We start from the raw sequence: 19,283 nt of genomic DNA on the forward strand, positions 1-19,283 counted from the left end.
CTCCACAGTGGACACAATCCTTGGGTGCGTCGGATGCATCCTGCCAGTCAGTCCACTGTTTTCCCACCGTCGCGCGACAACCGGAGAGATCATTGTCCATAATGGACGATCAGCCGACCATCGGTCCCCTGGTGTCCCAGCCCAGTTCGGCCGTGCCCCGGAAGAACCGGCCGTTGGACCGGTCGGCGGGCAACGTCAGCAGCTCGACCAGGTTCGCCGCCGAGGGCTCCGGCTCGTGCGGAGCGTCCTCGGTGCCCATCTCGGTCCGGATCCAGCCAGGGCAGTAGGCGAAGGCCGCCAGGTCGCCAGTGGTGTCGCTGAAGTGCCTGGCCACCGACAGGACCAGCGAGTTGGCCGCCAGTTTTGAGGCGCGGTAGGCGAAGGAGGCGCCGTCGGCGTCCTGGAGCCTGCCCATCCCGGAGGAGACGCAGACGATCCGGCCTCTCCCCCGCGCGATCATGTGCGGCGCGTAGGCCTGCACCAGCGCCACCGCGCCGAAGAGGTTGACCTCGAAGGTCTGCCGCAGGTCCGGCGCGGAGAGTGCGAACAGGTCGCCGTAGCCGCGCCGGGGATCGTCCAGGTACACCCCGGCGTTGCTGACCAGCACGTCCACCTCGGCCGGGTCGAACGGGCTTGCCAGCTCAGGGTTTCGCAGGTCCAGCACCCGGTAGTCGTCGACGTCCGGGTGGTCGGGCGAGGCGGCCAGGCCCGCTCCCAGCACCCGGTAGCCCGCGGTGCGCAACGCCCGGCACAGGTGCCGTCCGAGGCCGCGGGAGACTCCGGTGACCAGGGCGTTGGGCATACCCCGAGACTAGACCGTGTCCCGTGGATCTCGCACGCGATCGCGCACGAGATCCACGGGACACGGCCTAGCCGGATTTCCCTTCTGGGGCACCGGAAACCAGGTCGAACCCGGGCCGCATGCTGTAGGCCCTGGCCTGCAACGTGTACAGCTCGCTGTAGCGCCCGCCCGCGGCCAGCAGCTCCTCGTGCGTGCCCTGTTCCACCAGCTTTCCCCGGTCCAGCACCAGCACCAGGTCGGCTCCGGCCACAGTGGACAGCCGGTGCGAGACCACCAGGGTGATCGCCCCGGTGTGCTCGGCCAGCTGCCGGGCCCGCTGCATGTAGCGCTGGAAGATGGCGTGCTCGCTGGGCGCGTCCAGCGAGGCGGTGGGCTCGTCCAGCATGAACAGCAACGGATCCGTGCGCATGCTGCCCCTGGCCAGCGCGGTCTTCTGCCACTGGCCCTCGGACAGGTCGAGACCGCCGTAGACCGGGGACAGCCTGGTGGCCAGCCCGTCCGGCAGCCTGCGGACCAGTCCGTCGGCGTCGGCGGTGTCGATCGCCCTGGCCAGCGCGGCCTCGTCGTTGAGGTGCGCGATATCGCCCAGCCCGACCGCCTCGGCGAAGGTCATCTGCGGGTAGCGGCCGAAGTCCTGGTACGCGGCGCTGGTGCGGGCTCGCCAGGCCTCGGTGTCCAGTTCGGACAGTTCGATCCCGTCCACCGTGATGGTGCCGGAGTCGGGCTGGTAGAACCGGCTGAGCAACTTGACCATGGTGGACTTGCCGGAGCCGAACTCACCGACCAGCGCCACCACACTGCCCGCGGGCAGCTCGATGCTGACCTCGTCCAGCACCACCTTGTCGGTGCCGGGATAGGTGAACCGCACCTGCTCGAACCGGATGCCGGACTCCAGCCGGGCCGGCGGCTGCCGTTCGCCGCGACGGGCATTGGCCTCGGCGGCCAGGTAGGCGCGGAGCCAGAGGTAGGGCTCGACGTAGATGCCGACGCTCATCGTGGTGGTCAGCTGTCCCACCGCGGTCTGCACGGTCTGTTGCAGGGTCAGCGTCAGCGTCACCACCAGCACCACGTCGCCGGGGGTCGCGGCGCCGGTGGCGGCCTGCCGGGCCACCAGCCACAGCAGCACGATGAACCCGGTGACGAACACCGTCCAGCCCAGCGCGCGCAGCCAGGCCGCGCTGACCCTGGCCCGGTAGCGGCCCTGCGTCACCTCGGCCATCGCCGCGGCCTGGAACCGGCCCACCGAGGGACCGGCCTGCCCGGTGCGGATCTCCTTGCCCGCGGCGGCGTCGGTGGCGATTTCGAAGAGCTGCTGCTGCAACCGGAAGGACTCGGCGGTGTCGATCTCGGCGTCGGCCTCGCGCTCACGGGCCAGGCCGTCGCACCACAGCGGCGCCATCGCCAGCACCAGCAGCACCAGCAGCCAGGCGCTGACCGTGCCCAGCAGGACCAGCGTGAGAATGAGCTGCACGATGGTGAAGCAGGCGCGCACCGCGTTCCACATGCCGCTGACCATCCGCTTGGGCGCGCCGCGCAGCACGGTGATCCGGTCCAGGTAGTCGCTGCGCTCCAGGTGCTCGATCTTCTCCAGCGAGGCGATGTCGCGCATCAGCCGGTCCTCGATGACCACGCCGACCTGCTCCACGATCAGGAACAGCCCGACCAGCCCGTGCAACCGGTTGAACACGAACACCGCCACCGCCGCGGTGGCCGCCACCACCGCGGCCACGATCGCGGGCCTCACCTGCTGGGCGATCAGCTCGTCCACCGCGGCGCGCATGGCCAGCGCGATGGCGATGTTGGCGATCACCAGGCCGATCTCGATGCCGAAGACGGTGAGGGTCAGGCCGCGGGCGTGCCGCCAGGACAGGCCCAGGATCTCCGTCCACAGCCGCACGTAGCGGATCACAGCGTGTCTCCCTCGTCGACCAGGTTGTCGAAGCCCTGGTTGAAGCGTTCGGCCTGGATCGTGAACAGCTTGGCGTACTTGCCGTCGTAGGCCATCAGCTCGTCGTGCGTGCCGGACTCCACGATCCGGCCGCCGTCGAGCAGCACGATCCGGTCGGCCAGCCGCACGGTGGACAGCCGGTGCGAGATCAGCACCACGCCGGCCCGCCGCTTGTTCCTGGCGAGCTGGTGGAAGACCTCGAACTCGGACTTGACGTCCAGGTGCGCGGTCGGCTCGTCCAGCACCAGCAGCCGCGCCCCGTTCTGCAGCGCGTACATCGCCCTGGTCAGCACGACCTTCTGCCACTGGCCGCCGGAGAGGTCGACACCGCCGGTGCGAGCCCTGGCCAGCGGGGTCTCCCAGTGCAGCGGCAGCCGTTCCATCAGCTTGTCAAGGCCGGACTCGGCGGCGGCCCGCTCGGCCCGTTCCCGGTCGGCAGGCACCGCCGCGTAGCCCAGGGCCACGTTGTCCAGCAACGACAACGGGTAGCGGACGAAGTCCTGGAACACGATGCAGGAGCGGCTGCGCCACTGCCCGATGTCGCTCCCGGCGAGGTCGGTCCCGTCCACGGTGATCCGCCCGCCGGTGGGCGTGTAGAGGCCGCCGAGCAGTTTGATCAGCGTGGACTTGCCCGCGCCGTTGAGGCCGACGATGGCCAGCAGCTCGCCGGGGCGGATCTCCAGGTCCAGCCGGTCCAGCACCGAGGATCCCTTGCCGGGATAGGAGAAGGAGACCTCCTCGAAGCGCACCAGCGGCGCCTCCTGGTGCTCGGTGGCGGCCACCGGCGAGTCCGAGGCGGCCCGCTCGCTGGCAATGGAGTTCGCGCGCAGCTCCGCGTAGGCCCGGCAGCCGGGGATGGCGCCTTCGATCTCCAGCGCGTCGGCGAAACCCATCAGGTTCAGGATCGACCAGCCCGCGCCCAGCACCGCGGCCGCGGCGGCCACGCTGCCGCCGGGCTGGGCGGCCTCCCAGACGCTCAGCGCGAACGCCGCGATCAGCGGCGGCCCGGTCACCACCGCGATCTGCCACTGGGCCAGCACACTGCGCAGGCCCGCGGTCCACTTCGGCGAGAGCATCGCCATCAGGTTCTGCCGCCAGCGGTCCACCGCCCAGCCCTGCAACCCGAAGGTGCGGCTCTCCTTGCCGTCGGTCCACTCCACGGCCATCCGCCGCCAGTGGTCGGCCTCGATGCCGGAGAGCACGCCGGCGCGCTCGATCTCGATGTGCTCCATGAACTGCCGCCGCCAGATGAACCGGCTCACCAGCGCCGGGACGATCACCAGCGGGGCCAGCCACCAGGCGAAGCTGGTCAGCACCGCGGCGGCGGCGAACACGCCGATCCACCGGGCCATCAGGTCCAGCTGCGCGGTCGCCCCCGTGCCGGGCGGGCGTTCGGCCCAGAACTCCGGATCGGCCCTGGCCAGGCGGAGCAGCTCGCGCGTCCTGGACTGCTCCAGCGGGCCGATCTCCTTGCTGGAGACCGCGAGCCGGGTCAGGTCGGCCTGCCGGGCGGCGTCGATGCGCTGCCCGACCAGGTAGTCCACCGGCTGCGCGACGGCCTGGCCGAGCCGTCCGGCCAGGATGATCACACCGAGGGCGATCAGCGCGAAGGTGGTCGACCGGCCGCCGAGCAGCGCGCCGACCAGGTCGTTGATCACCAGCGCGGTCAGCGCGGGCACGAAGCTGACCACCAGCAGCACCGCGACCAAGCCGCCGACCGCGACCGGACCGGCATGGCGCAACTCGCTCAGCAGCATCAACCGATCACGCAGGATCGACACGATCTTCACCGGTTGTTGGTCCTTATCTGAACGAGTGGCCATCGCGCACCATGCTAGATGACCGGAGTCGAACGGCGAACCGCACTGATTGTTTCCCGGAACGCCCGTCGTTATGGTTCGGACCGACCCGGAAACAAATCTGCCCGGTCAATTTCTTGCTCATTCTTCACGGCATTCGACTGAAATACAGGAGGTGGTCGCACGTGACCGCGGAATTGACCGGTGCGATTGGTCGGTACACCGTCCGCTCACGTTTCGCGCGCACCGGACTGACGTGTCCGGCCCCCGTTGCCGAGCAGCTGCACCGCCTGGCCGCGCCCTACCTGGTCATCGAGCAGGGCGAGGCCGCGCCCGGCGAGTGGCAGATGATCGCCGGTCAGGAGCCCTCGGCGGAGGCGGTGCCGGAGTCGGTGACCGCGCAGGGCGAGGTGGCCGTGGAGTACGCGGTCGACCACCAGGCCAAGCAGCTGTTCCACCTCGCGCCGGTGAGCGAGGCGTGGGTGGTGCAGTCCCTGTTGCGGGCGACCAGGGCGGTGCACCGCTCCGCGGCCAGCCGGGCCGGCGTGCTGCTGCTGCACGCCGGACTGGTGCAGCTCAACGGGATCGGCGTGGCCCTGGTCGGCTCCAGCCGGGCAGGCAAGACCTCGCTGATCATGGCCAGCGTGCTCAACGGCGCGGGCGTGATGGTGTGCAACGACGACGTGAGCCTGGTGGCCGAGCACGGCGAGGTGACCGGGGTGGGCTGGCCGCGCTCGATCTCGGTGCGACTGGACAGCATGGACCTGCTCTTCGGCCGGGAGCGCTCGGTGGCCATCCAGTCCGAGCTGACCCACCCGGCCAACCAGACCCTGCTCAGCCTGCGGGAGTCCGGCGTCGAACCGCACGGCACCGCGCTGCTCTACCCCTGGGAGTACGCCGACCTGCTCGGCTCCAAGATCGGGCAGCACATGAAGGTCGACGCGCTGGTGCACCTGAGCCTGGCCGACGACCCGGCGGAGGCGGAGTTCCGGCCGATGGCCCAGGCCGAGAGCGCGGAGCTGCTGGCGAACCGGCTGCTGGACCTGCCCAACAAGCACCTCAACATCTTCGGCCACCAGCCGGCCCCCGGCAGCGCCGAGCGCACCCTGGCCGCGGTGAACTCGCTGCCGTCCTTCCGGTTCCGCTACGACTTCGCCGATGTGCGCAGGCAGGCGGACCGGCTCGGGGAAGAGCTCGCCGGCAAGCTCTGAACCCCGCACCGCCCGCCTCGCCCGCGCTGTTCAGCCCGCGAGGTGGGCGGTGTCGCCCAGCACCCGCACCTGGCGGTTGTGGAAGTAGTCGTCCTGGCGCAGCACGGTGATGCTGCCGGAGGGCCCGTTGAAGTTGGCGTAACCGGCCGACTCCAGCGGGAACTTGATCCAGTTGGCCACCACGAAGGTCAGCGCGCCGCCGTGGGTGACGATGATCTGGTGCTCGGCCGGGCGGGCCAGGATCTCGTCCATGACCTCATAGATCCGCACCGCCATGTCGCCCTTGGTCTCCGCGCCCGGGATGTTCTCGTCGTGGAACATCCGCTCCCCCTCCGCCGGTGGCGGCACGAACCGCTCCCGCAGCCAGGGGTCCGGCCTGCCCTCGGCCTCGCCGTAGGACTTCTCCCGCAACCGCTTGTCCTGCACCGGTTCCAGGCCGAACCGCGCGCCGATCGCCTGCGCGGTCTGCGCGGTGCGCTTGAGGTCGGAGGTGTACAGCTCCACCTCGGCGTCCTCGGGGATCTGGGCCCGCAGCGACTCCGCGATCGCCGCGGCCGCCGCCCTGCCCTTCTCGGTCAGCTCCGAGTCGTGCCAGCCACCCACCAGGTCCTGCACGTGGTGGGTGGCCTCGGGATGGGCGACCACGTAGACGGTGCGCACTGAAGATCTCCGTTCTCAGGTGTTCGACTTGTTGTTCTCGCCCGCGGGCGCGGACTGGCCGCTGGCCCACTCGCGCAGCGGCAGGTGGTGTTCGGTCGAGCCCCGCCGCTCCATCACGGTGAGCAGCTCGCGCAGCGGGGGCAGGCCGTCCTCGGCCTCGCGGGCGCGGAAACAGTACTCGTTGTCGATCTCGGCGTTCCAGCTCATCGTCTCGTGCAGCTCGCCCCTGAGCAGCTCCAGGAAGCGCGCGCGGCTGGGGAAGTCGGCGACCTGCTCGCGCCGGAGGCGGATCTCGGCGTAGGCGGCGTCGATGAGGTCCAGCCAGGTCAGGATGGCCTCCGGCGCGTCCGCGGGATCGCCGATGCCGTAGGCGTTGAGGTGGCGGAACCGCTGGGACAGCGCCGAGAGCGAGTCCGGCAGCCTGGTCAGGAAGCGGCTCAGGTACTTCGGGTTGCGGTTGGTGTTGCCGTAGGCGTGGGTCAGGCCGCGGAAGGTGTCCACGCCGAGCTTGCGCGCGGCGACCAGCGCGGTCTCGTAGTCCTGCTGGGCCCACATGCCGGCCAGGTCGCGGAAGTCCGGGTAGCTGCCGATCGCGGTGCGGTAGGCGGTGAAGGCGAGCTGGTCGCGGTGGATACCGGCCCGGATCCGCTCGAACTCCTCGGCGTTCTGCAGCGCCACCCCGTAGCTGAGCCGGGACATCAGCCGGAAGTCCACCGAGGCGGCGGCGAAGCTGGAGGACTTGCGCGCCCGGTTGACCATGTGGTCGTAGAGCTTGTCGTGCGAGTCGAGCATGTGCTCGATCTGCGCCACGGTCCAGTACTCGACGTCCACCCCGAGCAGGCTCTCCGGCAGGTAGTCGAAGCTGGCCTTGACCCGGTCCCCGCTGGTGTAGAAGCGCATGTGCGCCTCCTTGGGGAAGGTGTCGCGGTGGAACCGGCCGTCGGCCTCGCGCGCGATCACGCAGAAGTCGAAGTCCGAGGACGGCGTGCCGGAGCCGTCCACCAGGGACCCGCCCAGCACCAGGATGTCGCTGTCCACCAGGTGGATCTTCTCGCTGATGGCCTGTTCGTCGAACTCGTCCATGCCAGGCACGACCGAGACGTGCTTCCGGAAAGAGTGCACCCCTACCACCTCACTTGACTTCGGCACTTCAGCGTTGCGCGGTCGCGGCACGACGGAAGTCCGCGGCCAACCTGGTCACGTCGGCGGCGTTGCCCACCGAGGAGCGCAGCAGCGGCAGCTTCGCGATGTCGGCCAGGAACGCCTCCAGCGTCGGCGGCGCGACCGGGTCGGCGCCGGTGACCCCGAGCCAGTCCTCGCCCTGCAGGTTGTCGTCCACGGAGAAGCAGTTGCGGCTGAGCACGTCCGCGGCATGCTCCAGGCCGGCCTCGCCGAAGGCGTACGGCGCGCTGGGGTCGACCCTGGGGAAGAGCACCCCGGCCAGCGGGGCCTCGGGCACGATCGGCACCTCCAGGTAGCGCTCGACCTCCCTGGTGCTCATCTTGAGCTTGTCCTCGCCCATGAACCGGTCCCAGTCCGACCCGGCCGCCGGGAACCCGGCGTGCAGCGTCCAGCCCTGGAAGTCGGTGACGCCCATGACGTCCAGCGAGCCCTTGTTGATCGCCAGCGGCAGCGGGCAGGCGGTGGCCCGGTACTGCGCGCCCTCGCGGTCCAGGTGCATCCGGTCGTTGCCCATCCAGCCGGCCGGCGAGAGCAGCCGGGCCAGCGCGATCGCGGTGGTGGACTTGCCCGCGCCGGAGTCGCCGATCACCAGGTAGGCGCCGCCGTCGTGGGTGAAGGCCGAGGAGTGCAGCACCAGGGAGCCGCTGGCCTTGGCGAAGCGGGTGGCCAGGTCGCGCACGATGCGGGTCAGCCACCGGTGTCCCAGCGGGGTCTCCGGCCGCACGATGGTCACCCGGCCTTCGGTGCGCAGCAGCGCGGCGGACTCGGTGTGGTTGACATCGCGCAGCACGAACAGGGTGCCCTCGGCGGTGTCGAACCGGGGCAGCCGGTAGTTCCTGGTCAGCTCGTAGTCGCTCTCCCGGCCGGTGGCTGAGACCGAGCGGATCAGCTCGTCCACCTCGGCCTGCGGGCGGGCGTGGTCGACGATGGTCAGCTCCGCCGCCGGGCCTGCTGGGGCCTCGCGGACCTGGAACATCCCGGCCGGGTAGAACGTGTCGGCCAGCAGGTCGGCCGCCTCCGGCCGGTTCGTGGCCACCGCAAGCACATGGCCCCACACGTCCAGGCGCCGGGTGGTGGCACCGGCCGGGAAATTCGTGGTGAGCTGCCTGACATCCACCGAAGCGCTCCTATTGTGGGTTCTGTGTGGGTTTCGCGGCCCACATACACGAGAAATCAGAAATGTGCGACCCGGCGCACTTGTTCTCACCGGCGGGAAGCCTAACCCGCACCGTGTTCGACCGCGGAACTTCCACGGTCGAACGCGGGCCGGGCCGCGCGAATCCCGGTATAGCCGAGTGGTCCGGCTTTCCGGATCGGTGAGTTCGCATCATATCGATCCGTCAGCTCAGGCCGCGTGCGCCGACAACAGCCGGGCCAGGCCCCTTGGCATGATCCGGATCATCGCGGCCAGCGCCCCGTACCGCTTGCTGGGCACCACCAGCGGGCGGTTGCGGCGCAGCCCGCGCAGGCTGTCGGCGACGATCTTCTCGCTGGGGGTCCAGAAGAACTCCGGCACGTCGTCGACCCCCTCGGTCATCTCGGTGTGCACGTAGCCGGGGCACACCGCGGTGATCCGCACTCCGAGCGGCCGGGCCCGCACGGCGAGGCCCTCGCTGAAGGAGAGCAGGAACGCCTTGCTCGCGCCGTAGGTCACGCTGGGCGGGAAGCCCGGCAGCAGTCCGGCCAGGGAGGCGACGTTGACGATGCCGCCGCCCTTGCGCTCGATCATGCCGGGCAGGGCGGCGTTGATCAGGCGCAGCGGCGCGACCGCGTTGGTGGCGACCACGTCCTCCTCGCCCGCGGGCGCCCCCTCCCCCAGCACGGTGTCCCCGCCGGGGATGCCGGCGTTGTTGATCAGCAGGTCGACCGGCCGGTTGGTGTCGGCCAGGCGCTTCTCGATCTGGCGCAGGTCGCCGTCGTCGGTGAGGTCGGCGGGCATGGTCTCCACGGTCACCTGGTACTGCTCGCGCAGCTCGGTGGCCAGCAGCTCAAGGCGTTCGGCCCGGCGGGCGACGATGACCAGGTCGCAGCCCCGCGCGGCGAGCACCCGCGCGTAGGCCTGCCCGATCCCGCTGGAGGCCCCGGTGACCAGCGCGGTGCGGTACTCGGTCACGACCGCTCCTCCACCGGGCCGGTGTCCTGGCCCAGCCGGAAGGCGATGTGCCGCAAGGACAGCGGCGACATCAGGTCGGCCGCGGAGATCCCGGTGTAGCCGTTCTTGGCCAGCCGCCCCAGCACGGCGGGGATGTCCAGGAACCGGCCGCCCGCACCGGCGTAGCAGTCCGCGAGGTCGATCCGCGCTTCCGGGTAGGTGGCGGCCAGTGCCTCGGCCAGCGCCTCCTCGGCCGGGGTCTGCGCGGTGCCGTCGCCGTGCCGCCCGTCTCCTTGGCGCACAACGGTGTGGTCCGCCCAGTCCGCTCCCTCCGCTGGCGCCTGCGCGTAGCAGCGGTACCAGCCGGGGGCCATGATCAACGGGTTCAGGTAGAGCTGCTCCAGCAGGAAGTCGCGCAGCTCGGGCGGTCCGAGGTCGGGGTCCTCGGTGACCACGTGCGCCAGCAGCCGGTCACCGTCCGCGCCGGGTTCGACCAGGACCTCGGCCTGGGTGACGCCGGGGCAGGACTCCAGGGTCTCCTTGGTCAGCTCCAGGCTCACCCAGTCCTGGCCGACCTTGGCCCAGCCCGGGTTCAGGGTCGCGGTGGCAGTGCCGGTCAGGCGAGCGCCGAGGGCGTCCCGTTCCTTGAGCACCCCTTCGAGCCCGGCGAGCAGCTCCTTGGACTCCGCCAGGCTCAGCAGGTGGTCCCCGGCGCGCAAGCCCACCTCCATCACGTCATCGGCCGGGTTGACGTGCACGTAGAGCGTGTCGCACAGCCCGTCCCAGGTCTCGGCCACCACCTCGTCCGGCGGGAACGCCGAGGGGTCCTCGGTGACCTCCGCGGAGTTGTGCGGCCGGTAGTTCAGGTGCAGCGCCGCGTTGGGCCGCAGACCGCGCCGGGCCACCTCGCGGGCCTCGACCTCCAGCAGCACGGCGGGCTCGAAGTGCCCGTACCGGAACGCCCGCAGGCCCGCCGACCAGGTGCGGCGCAGCAGCGTGCGCAGGTCGGGGCCGCCGGAGGTGTCCACGATGATCTGGCCCATCAGCGCGTAGCAGCCCACGCTGGCCGCCTGCGCCTCGTCGAACCGGTTGGAGATCACGGTCTCGATGGCGATCCGCTCGCTGCCGGAGCGCTGCGCCACCAGCACCGCGAACGCGGCGGTGACCACCGTGAACGGGCTCAGCTCGTACTCCGCGCAGACCTTCTGCAGCTCCGCCAGCAGCGAGCGCGAGCGGTGGATGACGTAGTGGGTGCGCAGCTGCGGCAGGTCGCCGCAGTAGGGCGCGAGCAGGTTCGCCGAGGCGGCCGCCTCCGGCTTCGCCCAGTGCGCGCGGGCCCGCTGCGCGATGGCCTGGTACTCCTCGGTGGCCTCCATCGCCGCCTGGTCCAGCGGGTGCCAGCGCGGCTCGCCGAGCTCGGCTGGCCGCTGTTGCGCGGTGGCCGCCAGCAGCTCGCCGAGCTCCTCGGCCACGATGTCGGCGCCGCGGGCGTCCACCGAGATGTGGTGCACGAAGGCCACCAGCACCACCGGCCGCCCCTCGCGGGTGAACACCACCGCGCGGTAGGGCCATTCCCGGTCCAGGTCGAACTCGTCGCCGATGAGATCGACGGCCAGCTCGATCGCGGCCTCCGGCTCGACCTCCCCGTCCGGCAGCTCGTGCACGACGATCACGGGTGCTTCGGCCGCGCACACCGACTGCACGGGTTCCGTTGTGGAGTAACGGGTTCGCAGCGCCTCGTGCCGGTCGACCAGGGTGGCCAGCGCGGCCTCGACGTCACCCAGGGCCAGCCCTTCCGGCACCGGGCAGGCGCGCTTCATGGTCAGCGACATGGACAGGAACCGCTCCTCGGGATCGAGTTGCTGTTCGAGCCAATGCCATTGCTGAGCCCAGTTCAGCGGTCCAGATCGAACGACGGTGACAGACACAAGCCCTCCTCGGGACTGGCTGAGAATGTGTGGCAGGCGGGCGAGGTGTTCGGAGTCCACAGTGGACAGTTCGGACAGCGTGATCGGCAGGCCGTGCACCGGCGCGAGCAGCTCGTGGATCCGCCGGAGCTGACCCGCCACCCTGGCCGGCGGGTGCGCGGTGATCCGCTCGGCGTAGAGCGCGGGCACCAGCAGGTCCCGGGCGTAGGCGGCCAGCACGCCGGTGGGCGGCAGGAACACCGCGAGCCGCCCGGCCCGGGCCGGCCGGTGCCGCTCGACCTCCTCGACCGCGCCCTCCAGCGCCGAGCGGAACAGGTCCAACTCGGCCTCGGCGGCGTGGGGCGGCAACTGCTCGGTGAGCAGCTGGCGGAAGCGCGCCCGGTGCCGGTGCAGGTGCCAGAGCACCGCGCGCAGCGCCTCGGCCCGCTCGGGCAGCGGCACCGCGGCCGGGCGTGCGGGGCTCGCGGCGAGCAGCTCGCGCACCAGCCGGGTGCCCTGGCGCGGGTCGAGCGCGCCGTGCTCGGGCAGCCGGTCCACCACCAGCAGCTGGTTGGGTTGCTCGTACGGAGCCAGGTGCGGTTCGATCCGCGCCCGCCAGTACCTGGCCTCGTGCCCGCCGCGGTCGGCGACCAGGAACACCAGCTGACAGCCCCGGCGTTCGTCCTCGACCGGCACCACCGACACCGGCCGCCCGCACCGCCGCGCCTTGCGGGCCAGCGCCTCCGGGTACAGGGTGTGGCCGAGGCGGTGCACCGCGGCGCGCCTGCCGAGCACGTGCAGGTTGCCCTCGCCGTCCCGGAAGCCCAGGTCGCCGGTGCGGTAGACCTCCTGCCCGAACGGCGCTACCGTGCCGTCCTCGGCGAGGTAGCCCGCCATCAGGCCGGTGGTGCGCACGCAGATCTCGCCGGTCTGCCCAGCCTCGGCCTCGCGCTCGCCCGCGCGGATCTCCACCCGCACGCCCTCCAGCGGCCGCCCGCAGCCGACCGGGTTGTCCACGCAGGACAGCGCGATGTTGCCGGCCTCGGTGCTGCCGTAGCCGTCCAGCAGCGGCGCGCCCAGCAGCCGCCGGAACCGCTGCGCCACCGAGGGCGCCAGCGGCGCGCCGCCGACACACCACATTCGCACCGCGGCAATACCGGCGCGCAGTTCTTCCCGGCGTTCGAGCACATTGAGCAAACTGTGGTAAGTGGCCGGGGTGGCGTCCACCACGGTGGCCTTGACTTCGCCGGTCAGGCCGCGGTCGACGCGGTTCAGCGGGGTCACTTTGAGCGAGCAGCCGACCGCCCACCAGAGCAGCACCAGCGAAAGTCCGTACTGTTGCGAAAAAGGCAGCAGCGGCAGCAGCACGTCCTCGCGCCGGTATCCCATCCGCCGCCGGGTGGCCTCGATATTGCGCCGGATCGACTCGCCGGAGCGAACGATTCCCCTCGGTTCGCCACTCGGACCGGAAGACCAGCAGACAAGACCGTCGCCGCGCCTATACCAGTTCGCGAAGGAAAGTCCACCGGAAACGTTCCCGGCCGCGGTCAGCTCACGGATGCGCAGGCAGGTGGTGCCCCGCGCGCTGCCAGGGGGCAGGAAGTCATCAGCCGAGTCGTGCAGCGCGAAGCGGGCCCTGGCCATACCGGCCGCCCGCGCGCGTTCTGCCTGGTGGTGTCGGGGATCCAGCAGCACTACCGAGGCGTCCAGGTGCAGCAGGGCGAACAGCGCCACCGGGAAGTCGGCCGAGTTGTCCGCGCTGAGCAGGACCCGGTCGCCACGGGTGAGACCGGCCGCGCTGAGCCGGGCGGCGAGGCCGAGTGCGGCGCTTTCCACCTCGGGCAGCGACCGGTGTGAATCCGCGGTGACGATCCCCGCGCACACCTGCCCCCGCGCACCCTCAGCCATGTCACACTCCGTGGTTGTATTTCGACGCGGGCGAACACCGGAGCGTCTGTCAATACCGTTCGGGTTCCTCCTCGAACAAACCCTTAATGCCGAATAAGCAATCAGATCGAGGAAGAACAGTCAAGCGCGCCTGCCCGCACTGGACGCGGTCAAACAGCGGCAGTAGGTTCTCGCCGGAGCCGATTGGAATGCATCCTCTACAGCGGCACGCGCGGCGTGAAAAAGAACGGACCATCGCTGATGACTGAATGCGCGACCAGCACGTCGATTGACACGAGCCGATGGCCGGAACACTTGGTCGTCGGCGACCCGAGCCGCGTCCCGGTGCTGTCCGTGCCGGTGCACCTGGCCCTGGCAGCCGCGGCCCGGCGCGCGCCCGGCGCCCCCGCCGCGACCGACCACCGGTGTGCCCTCGACTACGCCGCGCTGGCCGAGCTGAGCAGGCGGTTCAGCGGCTGGCTGTGGGAGCGCGGCCTGCGCCCCGGCGACCGGGTGGTGGCTCGCGCCGAGTCCTCGGTGGACTTCCTCGCGCTGCTGCACGGCGCGCTCCGGCTCGGCGTCACGCTGGTCCCGGTGCACGTGCAGACCCGGCCCTACCAGCTGCTGCCGCTGATCGCCGACGCCGACCCGGCGCTGGTGCTGGCCTTCGACGCCGAGATCCCCGACCTCGCCGGGGCCGGGGCCAAGGTCGTCGGCATCAACCAGGCCTGGGGCGAGGCGGCGCACACCCCCGCCCGCGCCGAGACCGACGAGACGATCCCGGCCGCCCCGGCGTTCCTGCTCTACACCTCCGGCAGCTCCAGCCAGCCCAAGGCCGTGGTGTGCAGCCACCGGCAGGTCAACACCGCGCTGGCCGCGGTGGCCGAACAGCTGCGCTACCGCGCCGACGACGTGGTCTTCGGCAGGCTGCCGCTGGCCTTCGACTACGGCCTGTACCAGATCCTGTTGTGCGCCAACGCGGGCGCACACCTGGTGCTGGCCGACCACGCCACCAACGCCGAGCTGCTGCCGATGATGCGCGACGCCGGCGCCACCGTGCTGCCGGTGGTGCCCACCCTCGGCCGGATGGCGGTGGCCCTGGCCCGCAGGGGCACGCAGGTGAACACGCTGCGGCTGATCACCAACACCGGCGAGGCGCTGACCCGCGCCGACCAGGTCGGCCTGCGCACGGCCTTCCCCAACGCCGAGCTGGCCCCGATGTACGGCCTGACCGAGTGCAAGCGCGTCTCCATCCGGCCGCCGACCGCGGTGGACCTGCCCACCGACTCGGTCGGCCCGCCGCTGCCCGGCACCCAGGTCGCCATCCTGGACGAGCACGGGAATCCGTTGCCCCGCAACCAGACCGGGCAGATCGTGGTGCTCGGCCCGCACGTGGCCGACGGCTACTGGCGCGCGCCCGAGCCCACCCGGGAGCGGTTCGCCACCTGCGTGGCCACCGGGCGGCGGGTGCTGTTCACCGGCGACCACGGCCACCTGGACGAGCAGGGCGAGCTGGTGATCGGCGGACGGCTGGACGACGTGTTCAAGAACTCCGGCGTCCGGGTCAGCGGCAGCGAGATCGAGGCCGCCGCCGCGGACATCCCGGGCGTGCGCGCCGCGGCGCTGGTCCGCCCGCCGGGCAAGGCAGGGCCGCTGCTGTGGGTGGAGGGCGAGATCGAACCGGCCGAGGTGCTGCGCGAGCTGCGGCTGCGGCTGGAACCGGCCAAGGTGCCCGCCCGCTGCCAGGTGCTGCCCAGCCTGCCCACCACGGCCAACGGCAAGCTCGACCGCAAGCAGCTGCTGGCCAAGGCGAGCGAGGAGTCGGCATGAGCGACCCGGCCGCGCTCGCCCAGCGCTACGGCACCCCCGCCTACCTCTACGACCTAGCCCAGGTGCGGGCCGCGCACGCGAAGCTCTCCGCCGCGCTGCCCCGGCCCAGCACCCTGCACTACTCGCTCAAGGCCAACCCGCACCCGGAGCTGGTGCGGCAGCTGGCCGAGCTCGGCTGCCACGCGGAGGTCTCCTCCACCGGCGAGCTGGACACCGCGGTGCTGGCCGGGGTGGCCGCAGCGAACATCCTGCACACCGGACCCGGCAAGACGCCCGCCGAGCTGCGGCACGCGCTCAGCCTCGGCGTCCGCCGGTTCTCCGTGGAGTCCGCCGCCCAGCTGCGCCTGCTCGACGAGATCGCCGGGCAGAGCCAGGTCCAGGTGTCCTGCCTGCTGCGGGTGAACGCGGGCCGCGGCGCGGGCGGGAAGCTGCGGATGGGCGGGGTCTCCCAGTTCGGCATCGAGCTGGACCAGCTGCTGGCCGAGCCGGATGCCTTCCGTGGCACCGATTCCGCCGTGGTGAACGGGTTGCACCTGTTCCCGGTGTCCGGAGTGGACGATCCGGCCGCGCTGCTGGAGACCTTCGCGATCAGCGCGCGGGCTGCCCGGCAGGTCGCCGAGGCAGGCTTCGAGCTGGCCGAGGTGGACCTGGGCGGCGGGTTCGCCACGCCCTACCTGCGGCCGGGCGACCCGGTCGACTACCGGGTGCTGCGCGGCGAGCTGGAGTCCCTGCTGGACGCCGAGCTGCCCGGCTGGCGTGCGCAGCGGCCTCGGATCTCCTTCGAGTCCGGCCGCTACCTGGTCGGCTCCTGCGGCACCTACGTGTGCGCGGTGACCGATGTGAAGGCCAACGGCGAGCGCACCTTCGTGGTGCTCGACGGCGGCATCAACCACCTCGGCGGGCTCTCCGGCATCGGCCGGATGCTGCCCACCAGGGCGGTGGCCGAGACCCTGACTTCGCGTGCGGAATCCAGCCCCAAGGTTCCGGTGGACCTGGTCGGCCCGCTGTGCACCCCGGCCGACGTGCTGTCCAGGAACCTCGAACTCCCCGAGGTGCGCGCCGGGGACCTGATCGCGATCCGCAACGCGGGCGCCTACGGGCTCAGCGCGAGCCTGCTCGGCTTCCTCAGCCACCCGGCGCCGGTGGAGGTCGTGCTGGACGGCGGGACCGTCCGCTCGGCGAGCGCGATCGCGACCGTGCGCACCGAAGTCCATGCCGCACAAGACCGAGCAGGAGCGATGAGTGGTGACCCGAACTAAGTCCTTGCCCACCGGAGAACGCAGCGGCCACGACCTTGCCAACGTGGTGGCCGTGGCCGCCGAGCACGCCGCCGAGGTGGACAGCGACGGCCGGTTCCCGGTCGAGGCGCTGGCCGCGCTGCGCGCCAGCGGCCTGATGGGCCTGCTCGTGCCGGTCGAGCACGGCGGCCTCGGCGGTGGCCTCACCGACCTGGTCGAGGTGGCCGGTGAGCTGGGCGGCGCCTGCCTGTCCACCTCGCTGATCTGGACCATGCACTGCCAGCAGGTGGACGTGCTGGTCCGGCACGCCCAGCCGGAGCTGCGCGAGCGGCTGCTGCCCCGGATCGCCGCCGGCGAGGTCTACCTCGGCTCGGTGACCACCGAGTCCACCGTCGGCGGGCACCTGCTCACCAGCGAGAGCCCGCTGCACGCCGAGCAGGGCCACTACCGGCTGACCAGGCGCGCGCCGATCGTCACCGGCGCCGCGCACGCCGACGGCTTCCTGATCAAGATGCTCGCCTCGCCCGAGGCGGCCGCGCAGGAGGTCAGCATGGTCTACCTGGACCGCGCCGACCTGGACATCGAGGTGCGCGGGGCCTGGGACACCCTCGGCATGCGCGGGGTGGAGAACCTCGAGCTGACGCTGACCGGCCAGGTCACCGACGAGCGGCTGATCGGCGGCCGCGGCAAGTTCCGCGAGATCGCAGTGGAGTGCATGGGGCCGATCGCGCACCTGAGCTGGTCCGCCTCCTGGCTCGGCGCGACCAGGAAGGTCTGGTCCGCGCTGCTGGCGCACCTGCGGCGGCCCACCAGCAAGATCGACCTCCGGGACTCGCTGACCGCGGTCCGGGTCGCGCGGGTGCGGGCCAAGCTGGAGGCGGTCAGCGCCTACCTGCACACGGTGCGCGCCGAGGTCGAGCGGCACCGGGCCGAGGGCAGCTCGCTGGGCTCCCCCGCCACCCAGATCCACCTGAACACGCTCAAGGTGCTGGCCGCGGAGGAATGCCTGGCCGCGGCCACCGCGATGATCCAGCTCGCCGGGCTGGACACCGGCTACCGGCGTGACTCCCCCGTGCCGTTGGAGCGGCTGCTGCGCGACCTGACCGCGGCCAGCCTGACCTACTCCGACACCCGGCTGCTCACCGCGAACGGCGCGCTGAGTGTGCTCGACCCCGCCGTGACTCTGGCCGGCGCCAACTGATGGAAGGACTGGACATGGAATGGGAACCCGGCTTCGAGAAGATCCTCCGGCAGCACCTGCCCGCACTGGGCGCGGAGGCGGAGCTTCCTGAGGCGGCCGGACTGGCGGACCTCGGCCTGGACTCGCTGCAGACGGTGGACCTGCTGCTGGAGCTCGAGGAGCACTACGGCATCAGCTTCCCGGACGAGGAGCTCTCCGCGGAGACCTTCGCGACCGCGGGCGCGCTGTGGAAGGTGATCTCCGGGCTCGCGGATCGATCCTGAACCACCGCACGGCAAAGCGCCTGTGCACTCCCGCCTCCCGGGGGTGCACAGGCGCTTTTCGTTGGTCTGCTTAGGAATTCCGCGCATGACAATGCGGCCGGTATCGCTGGGACACCGGCCGCACTGGTTGGCGTGGTGCCAGGCTCAGCTCGCCTGGACCGCGCCCTCGATGAACCCGGTGAACTTCTCCAGGCCGACCGACTCCGGCGCGCCGAAACGCGGGCGCTTGAACAGGAACGGGCACACCTCGTCGAGCACACCGGCGTGCTTGCGGTCCAGCGCCACCTTCGCGACCCTGGCCGCGTTGGCCAGCACGCCGGCGGCGTTCGGGCTGTCCTCGACCTCCATCCGGATCTCGATGTTGAGCTGCGAGTCCAGCACCGAGGTGGCCTCGATCCGCAGGAAGCAGGTCTTGGTGTCGCCGAGGAACTCGACGTAACCGTTGGGACCGGCCATCACCTTGGTGGCGTCGATGCCGGCCGCCTTCAGCGCGCTGCCCTTGGAACGGATCTTGCCCGCGGCTCGGACCGGGTCGGACAGGTTGAGGAAGTCGGTGTTGCCACCGATGTTGAGCTGGTAGGTGTTGGTGATCGCCAGGTTCCTGGACTGCAACAGCTCCAGCAGCGCGGTGTGCAGCGTGGTCGCGCCCAGGTGGCTGCGCAGGTCATCGCCCAGCAGCGGCACCGAGTTGGCCTCGAACAGCGCCACCAGCTCCGGGTCGTGCGCCACCGGCTCCGGCGTCGCGTTGACGAAGGCCACCCCGGCCATCGCCGCGGCGCGGGCGTAGGCCTGCACCGCCGCGGTGGCGCCGGTGGGCAGCACGCACAGCAGCACCTCGGCCCGCACCTCGCGCAGGCGCTGGGTGACGTGCTCGACGGTGATGTTCGCGCAGTCCGGGTGCGGGTCGATGGCGGCGGCCAGCTTGCCCTCGATGCCGTCCAGCAGTGGCCCGGCCTCCACGGTCAGGCCCTTGGGCTCGACGTGCACGTGCGCCACCGCCGCGGTGGGCGCGGTGACGATCGCCTTGGCGAAGTCCAGGCCGACCTTGCGCCGGTCGACCTCGAACGCGGCCACGAAGTTCACATCGGAAAGGCGGTAGCCGCCGATTTCCTGGTACATGATGCCGTGCAGCTGTTCGGAACTGCGGCCGGCCAGCTCGACGGTTTGCGCGATGCTGGAAGCACAGCCGCCGACTCCGGCCAGGGCGACTCGCACCTCAGCGGAACCGGTGGGTTTGGCGTCAGTCATATTGCGATTCCTTTG

The 19,283-nt window shown here is 71.3% G+C and carries 14 protein-coding genes; 5 read left to right on the forward strand and 9 right to left on the reverse strand.

The window, feature by feature from the left end; translation table 11 throughout:
* Positions 1-109: 109 nt before the first annotated feature.
* From ACWDY5_RS29335 to ACWDY5_RS29345, 3 genes are all read right to left on the reverse strand, one after another.
* Complete coding sequence (locus tag ACWDY5_RS29335; RefSeq protein WP_449725381.1) at positions 110-802, reverse strand: SDR family NAD(P)-dependent oxidoreductase; 693 nt, start codon at positions 800-802, stop codon at positions 110-112.
* A gap of 67 nt (positions 803-869) precedes the next feature.
* A complete protein-coding gene (locus tag ACWDY5_RS29340; protein WP_449725382.1) occupies positions 870-2,711 on the reverse strand; it encodes an ATP-binding cassette domain-containing protein in 1,842 nt (613 codons plus the stop codon).
* Positions 2,708-4,540 (reverse strand): ATP-binding cassette domain-containing protein, encoded by a 1,833-nt coding sequence (locus ACWDY5_RS29345; RefSeq protein ID WP_449725383.1) that lies wholly within the window; start codon positions 4,538-4,540, stop codon positions 2,708-2,710. Before ACWDY5_RS29345 ends, ACWDY5_RS29340 begins: the two co-directional genes overlap by 4 nt.
* Positions 4,541-4,734: 194 nt before the next feature.
* On the opposite strand from ACWDY5_RS29345, the gene ACWDY5_RS29350 reads away from it, so the two are divergent.
* On the forward strand, positions 4,735-5,760 hold the full coding sequence (locus ACWDY5_RS29350) for a hypothetical protein (protein WP_449725384.1): 1,026 nt from the start codon (positions 4,735-4,737) through the stop codon (positions 5,758-5,760).
* 30 nt (positions 5,761-5,790) lie between these two features.
* Here ACWDY5_RS29350 and ACWDY5_RS29355 read toward each other — a convergent pair whose 3' ends face one another.
* From ACWDY5_RS29355 to ACWDY5_RS29375, 5 genes are all read right to left on the reverse strand, one after another.
* Positions 5,791-6,420, reverse strand: a complete 630-nt coding sequence (locus ACWDY5_RS29355; RefSeq protein WP_449725385.1) for a histidine phosphatase family protein — start codon at positions 6,418-6,420, stop codon at positions 5,791-5,793.
* A gap of 15 nt (positions 6,421-6,435) precedes the next feature.
* Positions 6,436-7,542, reverse strand: a complete 1,107-nt coding sequence (locus ACWDY5_RS29360) for a nucleotidyltransferase domain-containing protein (RefSeq protein WP_449725386.1) — start codon at positions 7,540-7,542, stop codon at positions 6,436-6,438.
* Positions 7,543-7,570: 28 nt separating this feature from the next.
* Entirely contained in the window at positions 7,571-8,719 is a 1,149-nt protein-coding gene (locus tag ACWDY5_RS29365) for a hypothetical protein (RefSeq protein ID WP_449725387.1), read from the reverse strand.
* A gap of 228 nt (positions 8,720-8,947) precedes the next feature.
* A complete protein-coding gene (locus ACWDY5_RS29370) occupies positions 8,948-9,715 on the reverse strand; it encodes an SDR family NAD(P)-dependent oxidoreductase (protein WP_449725388.1) in 768 nt (255 codons plus the stop codon).
* Positions 9,712-13,509 (reverse strand): AMP-binding protein, encoded by a 3,798-nt coding sequence (locus tag ACWDY5_RS29375; RefSeq protein ID WP_449725389.1) that lies wholly within the window; start codon positions 13,507-13,509, stop codon positions 9,712-9,714. Before ACWDY5_RS29375 ends, ACWDY5_RS29370 begins: the two co-directional genes overlap by 4 nt.
* 333 nt (positions 13,510-13,842) lie before the next feature.
* Here ACWDY5_RS29375 and ACWDY5_RS29380 point away from each other — a divergent pair, with 333 nt between their 5' ends.
* Genes ACWDY5_RS29380 through ACWDY5_RS29395 form a run of 4 tightly spaced genes read left to right on the forward strand, consistent with a single transcriptional unit; the run spans position 13,843 to position 18,020 of the window.
* Complete coding sequence (locus tag ACWDY5_RS29380; protein ID WP_449725390.1) at positions 13,843-15,318, forward strand: class I adenylate-forming enzyme family protein; 1,476 nt, start codon at positions 13,843-13,845, stop codon at positions 15,316-15,318.
* On the forward strand, positions 15,315-16,577 hold the full coding sequence (locus ACWDY5_RS29385) for a type III PLP-dependent enzyme (RefSeq protein ID WP_449725391.1): 1,263 nt from the start codon (positions 15,315-15,317) through the stop codon (positions 16,575-16,577). The genes ACWDY5_RS29380 and ACWDY5_RS29385 overlap by 4 nt, the downstream gene beginning before the upstream one ends.
* Positions 16,561-17,757, forward strand: a complete 1,197-nt coding sequence (locus ACWDY5_RS29390) for an acyl-CoA dehydrogenase family protein (RefSeq protein WP_449725392.1) — start codon at positions 16,561-16,563, stop codon at positions 17,755-17,757. The genes ACWDY5_RS29385 and ACWDY5_RS29390 overlap by 17 nt, the downstream gene beginning before the upstream one ends.
* Positions 17,758-17,771: 14 nt before the next feature.
* The gene (locus ACWDY5_RS29395) at positions 17,772-18,020 is read left to right on the forward strand and encodes a phosphopantetheine-binding protein (protein ID WP_252484367.1); all 249 of its coding nucleotides are present in this window, start codon (positions 17,772-17,774) and stop codon (positions 18,018-18,020) included.
* 144 nt (positions 18,021-18,164) lie between these two features.
* Here ACWDY5_RS29395 and ACWDY5_RS29400 read toward each other — a convergent pair whose 3' ends face one another.
* A complete protein-coding gene (locus ACWDY5_RS29400; protein WP_449725393.1) occupies positions 18,165-19,268 on the reverse strand; it encodes an inositol-3-phosphate synthase in 1,104 nt (367 codons plus the stop codon).
* Positions 19,269-19,283: the final 15 nt, after the last annotated feature.

Source organism: Crossiella sp. NPDC003009, from assembly GCF_053591555.1.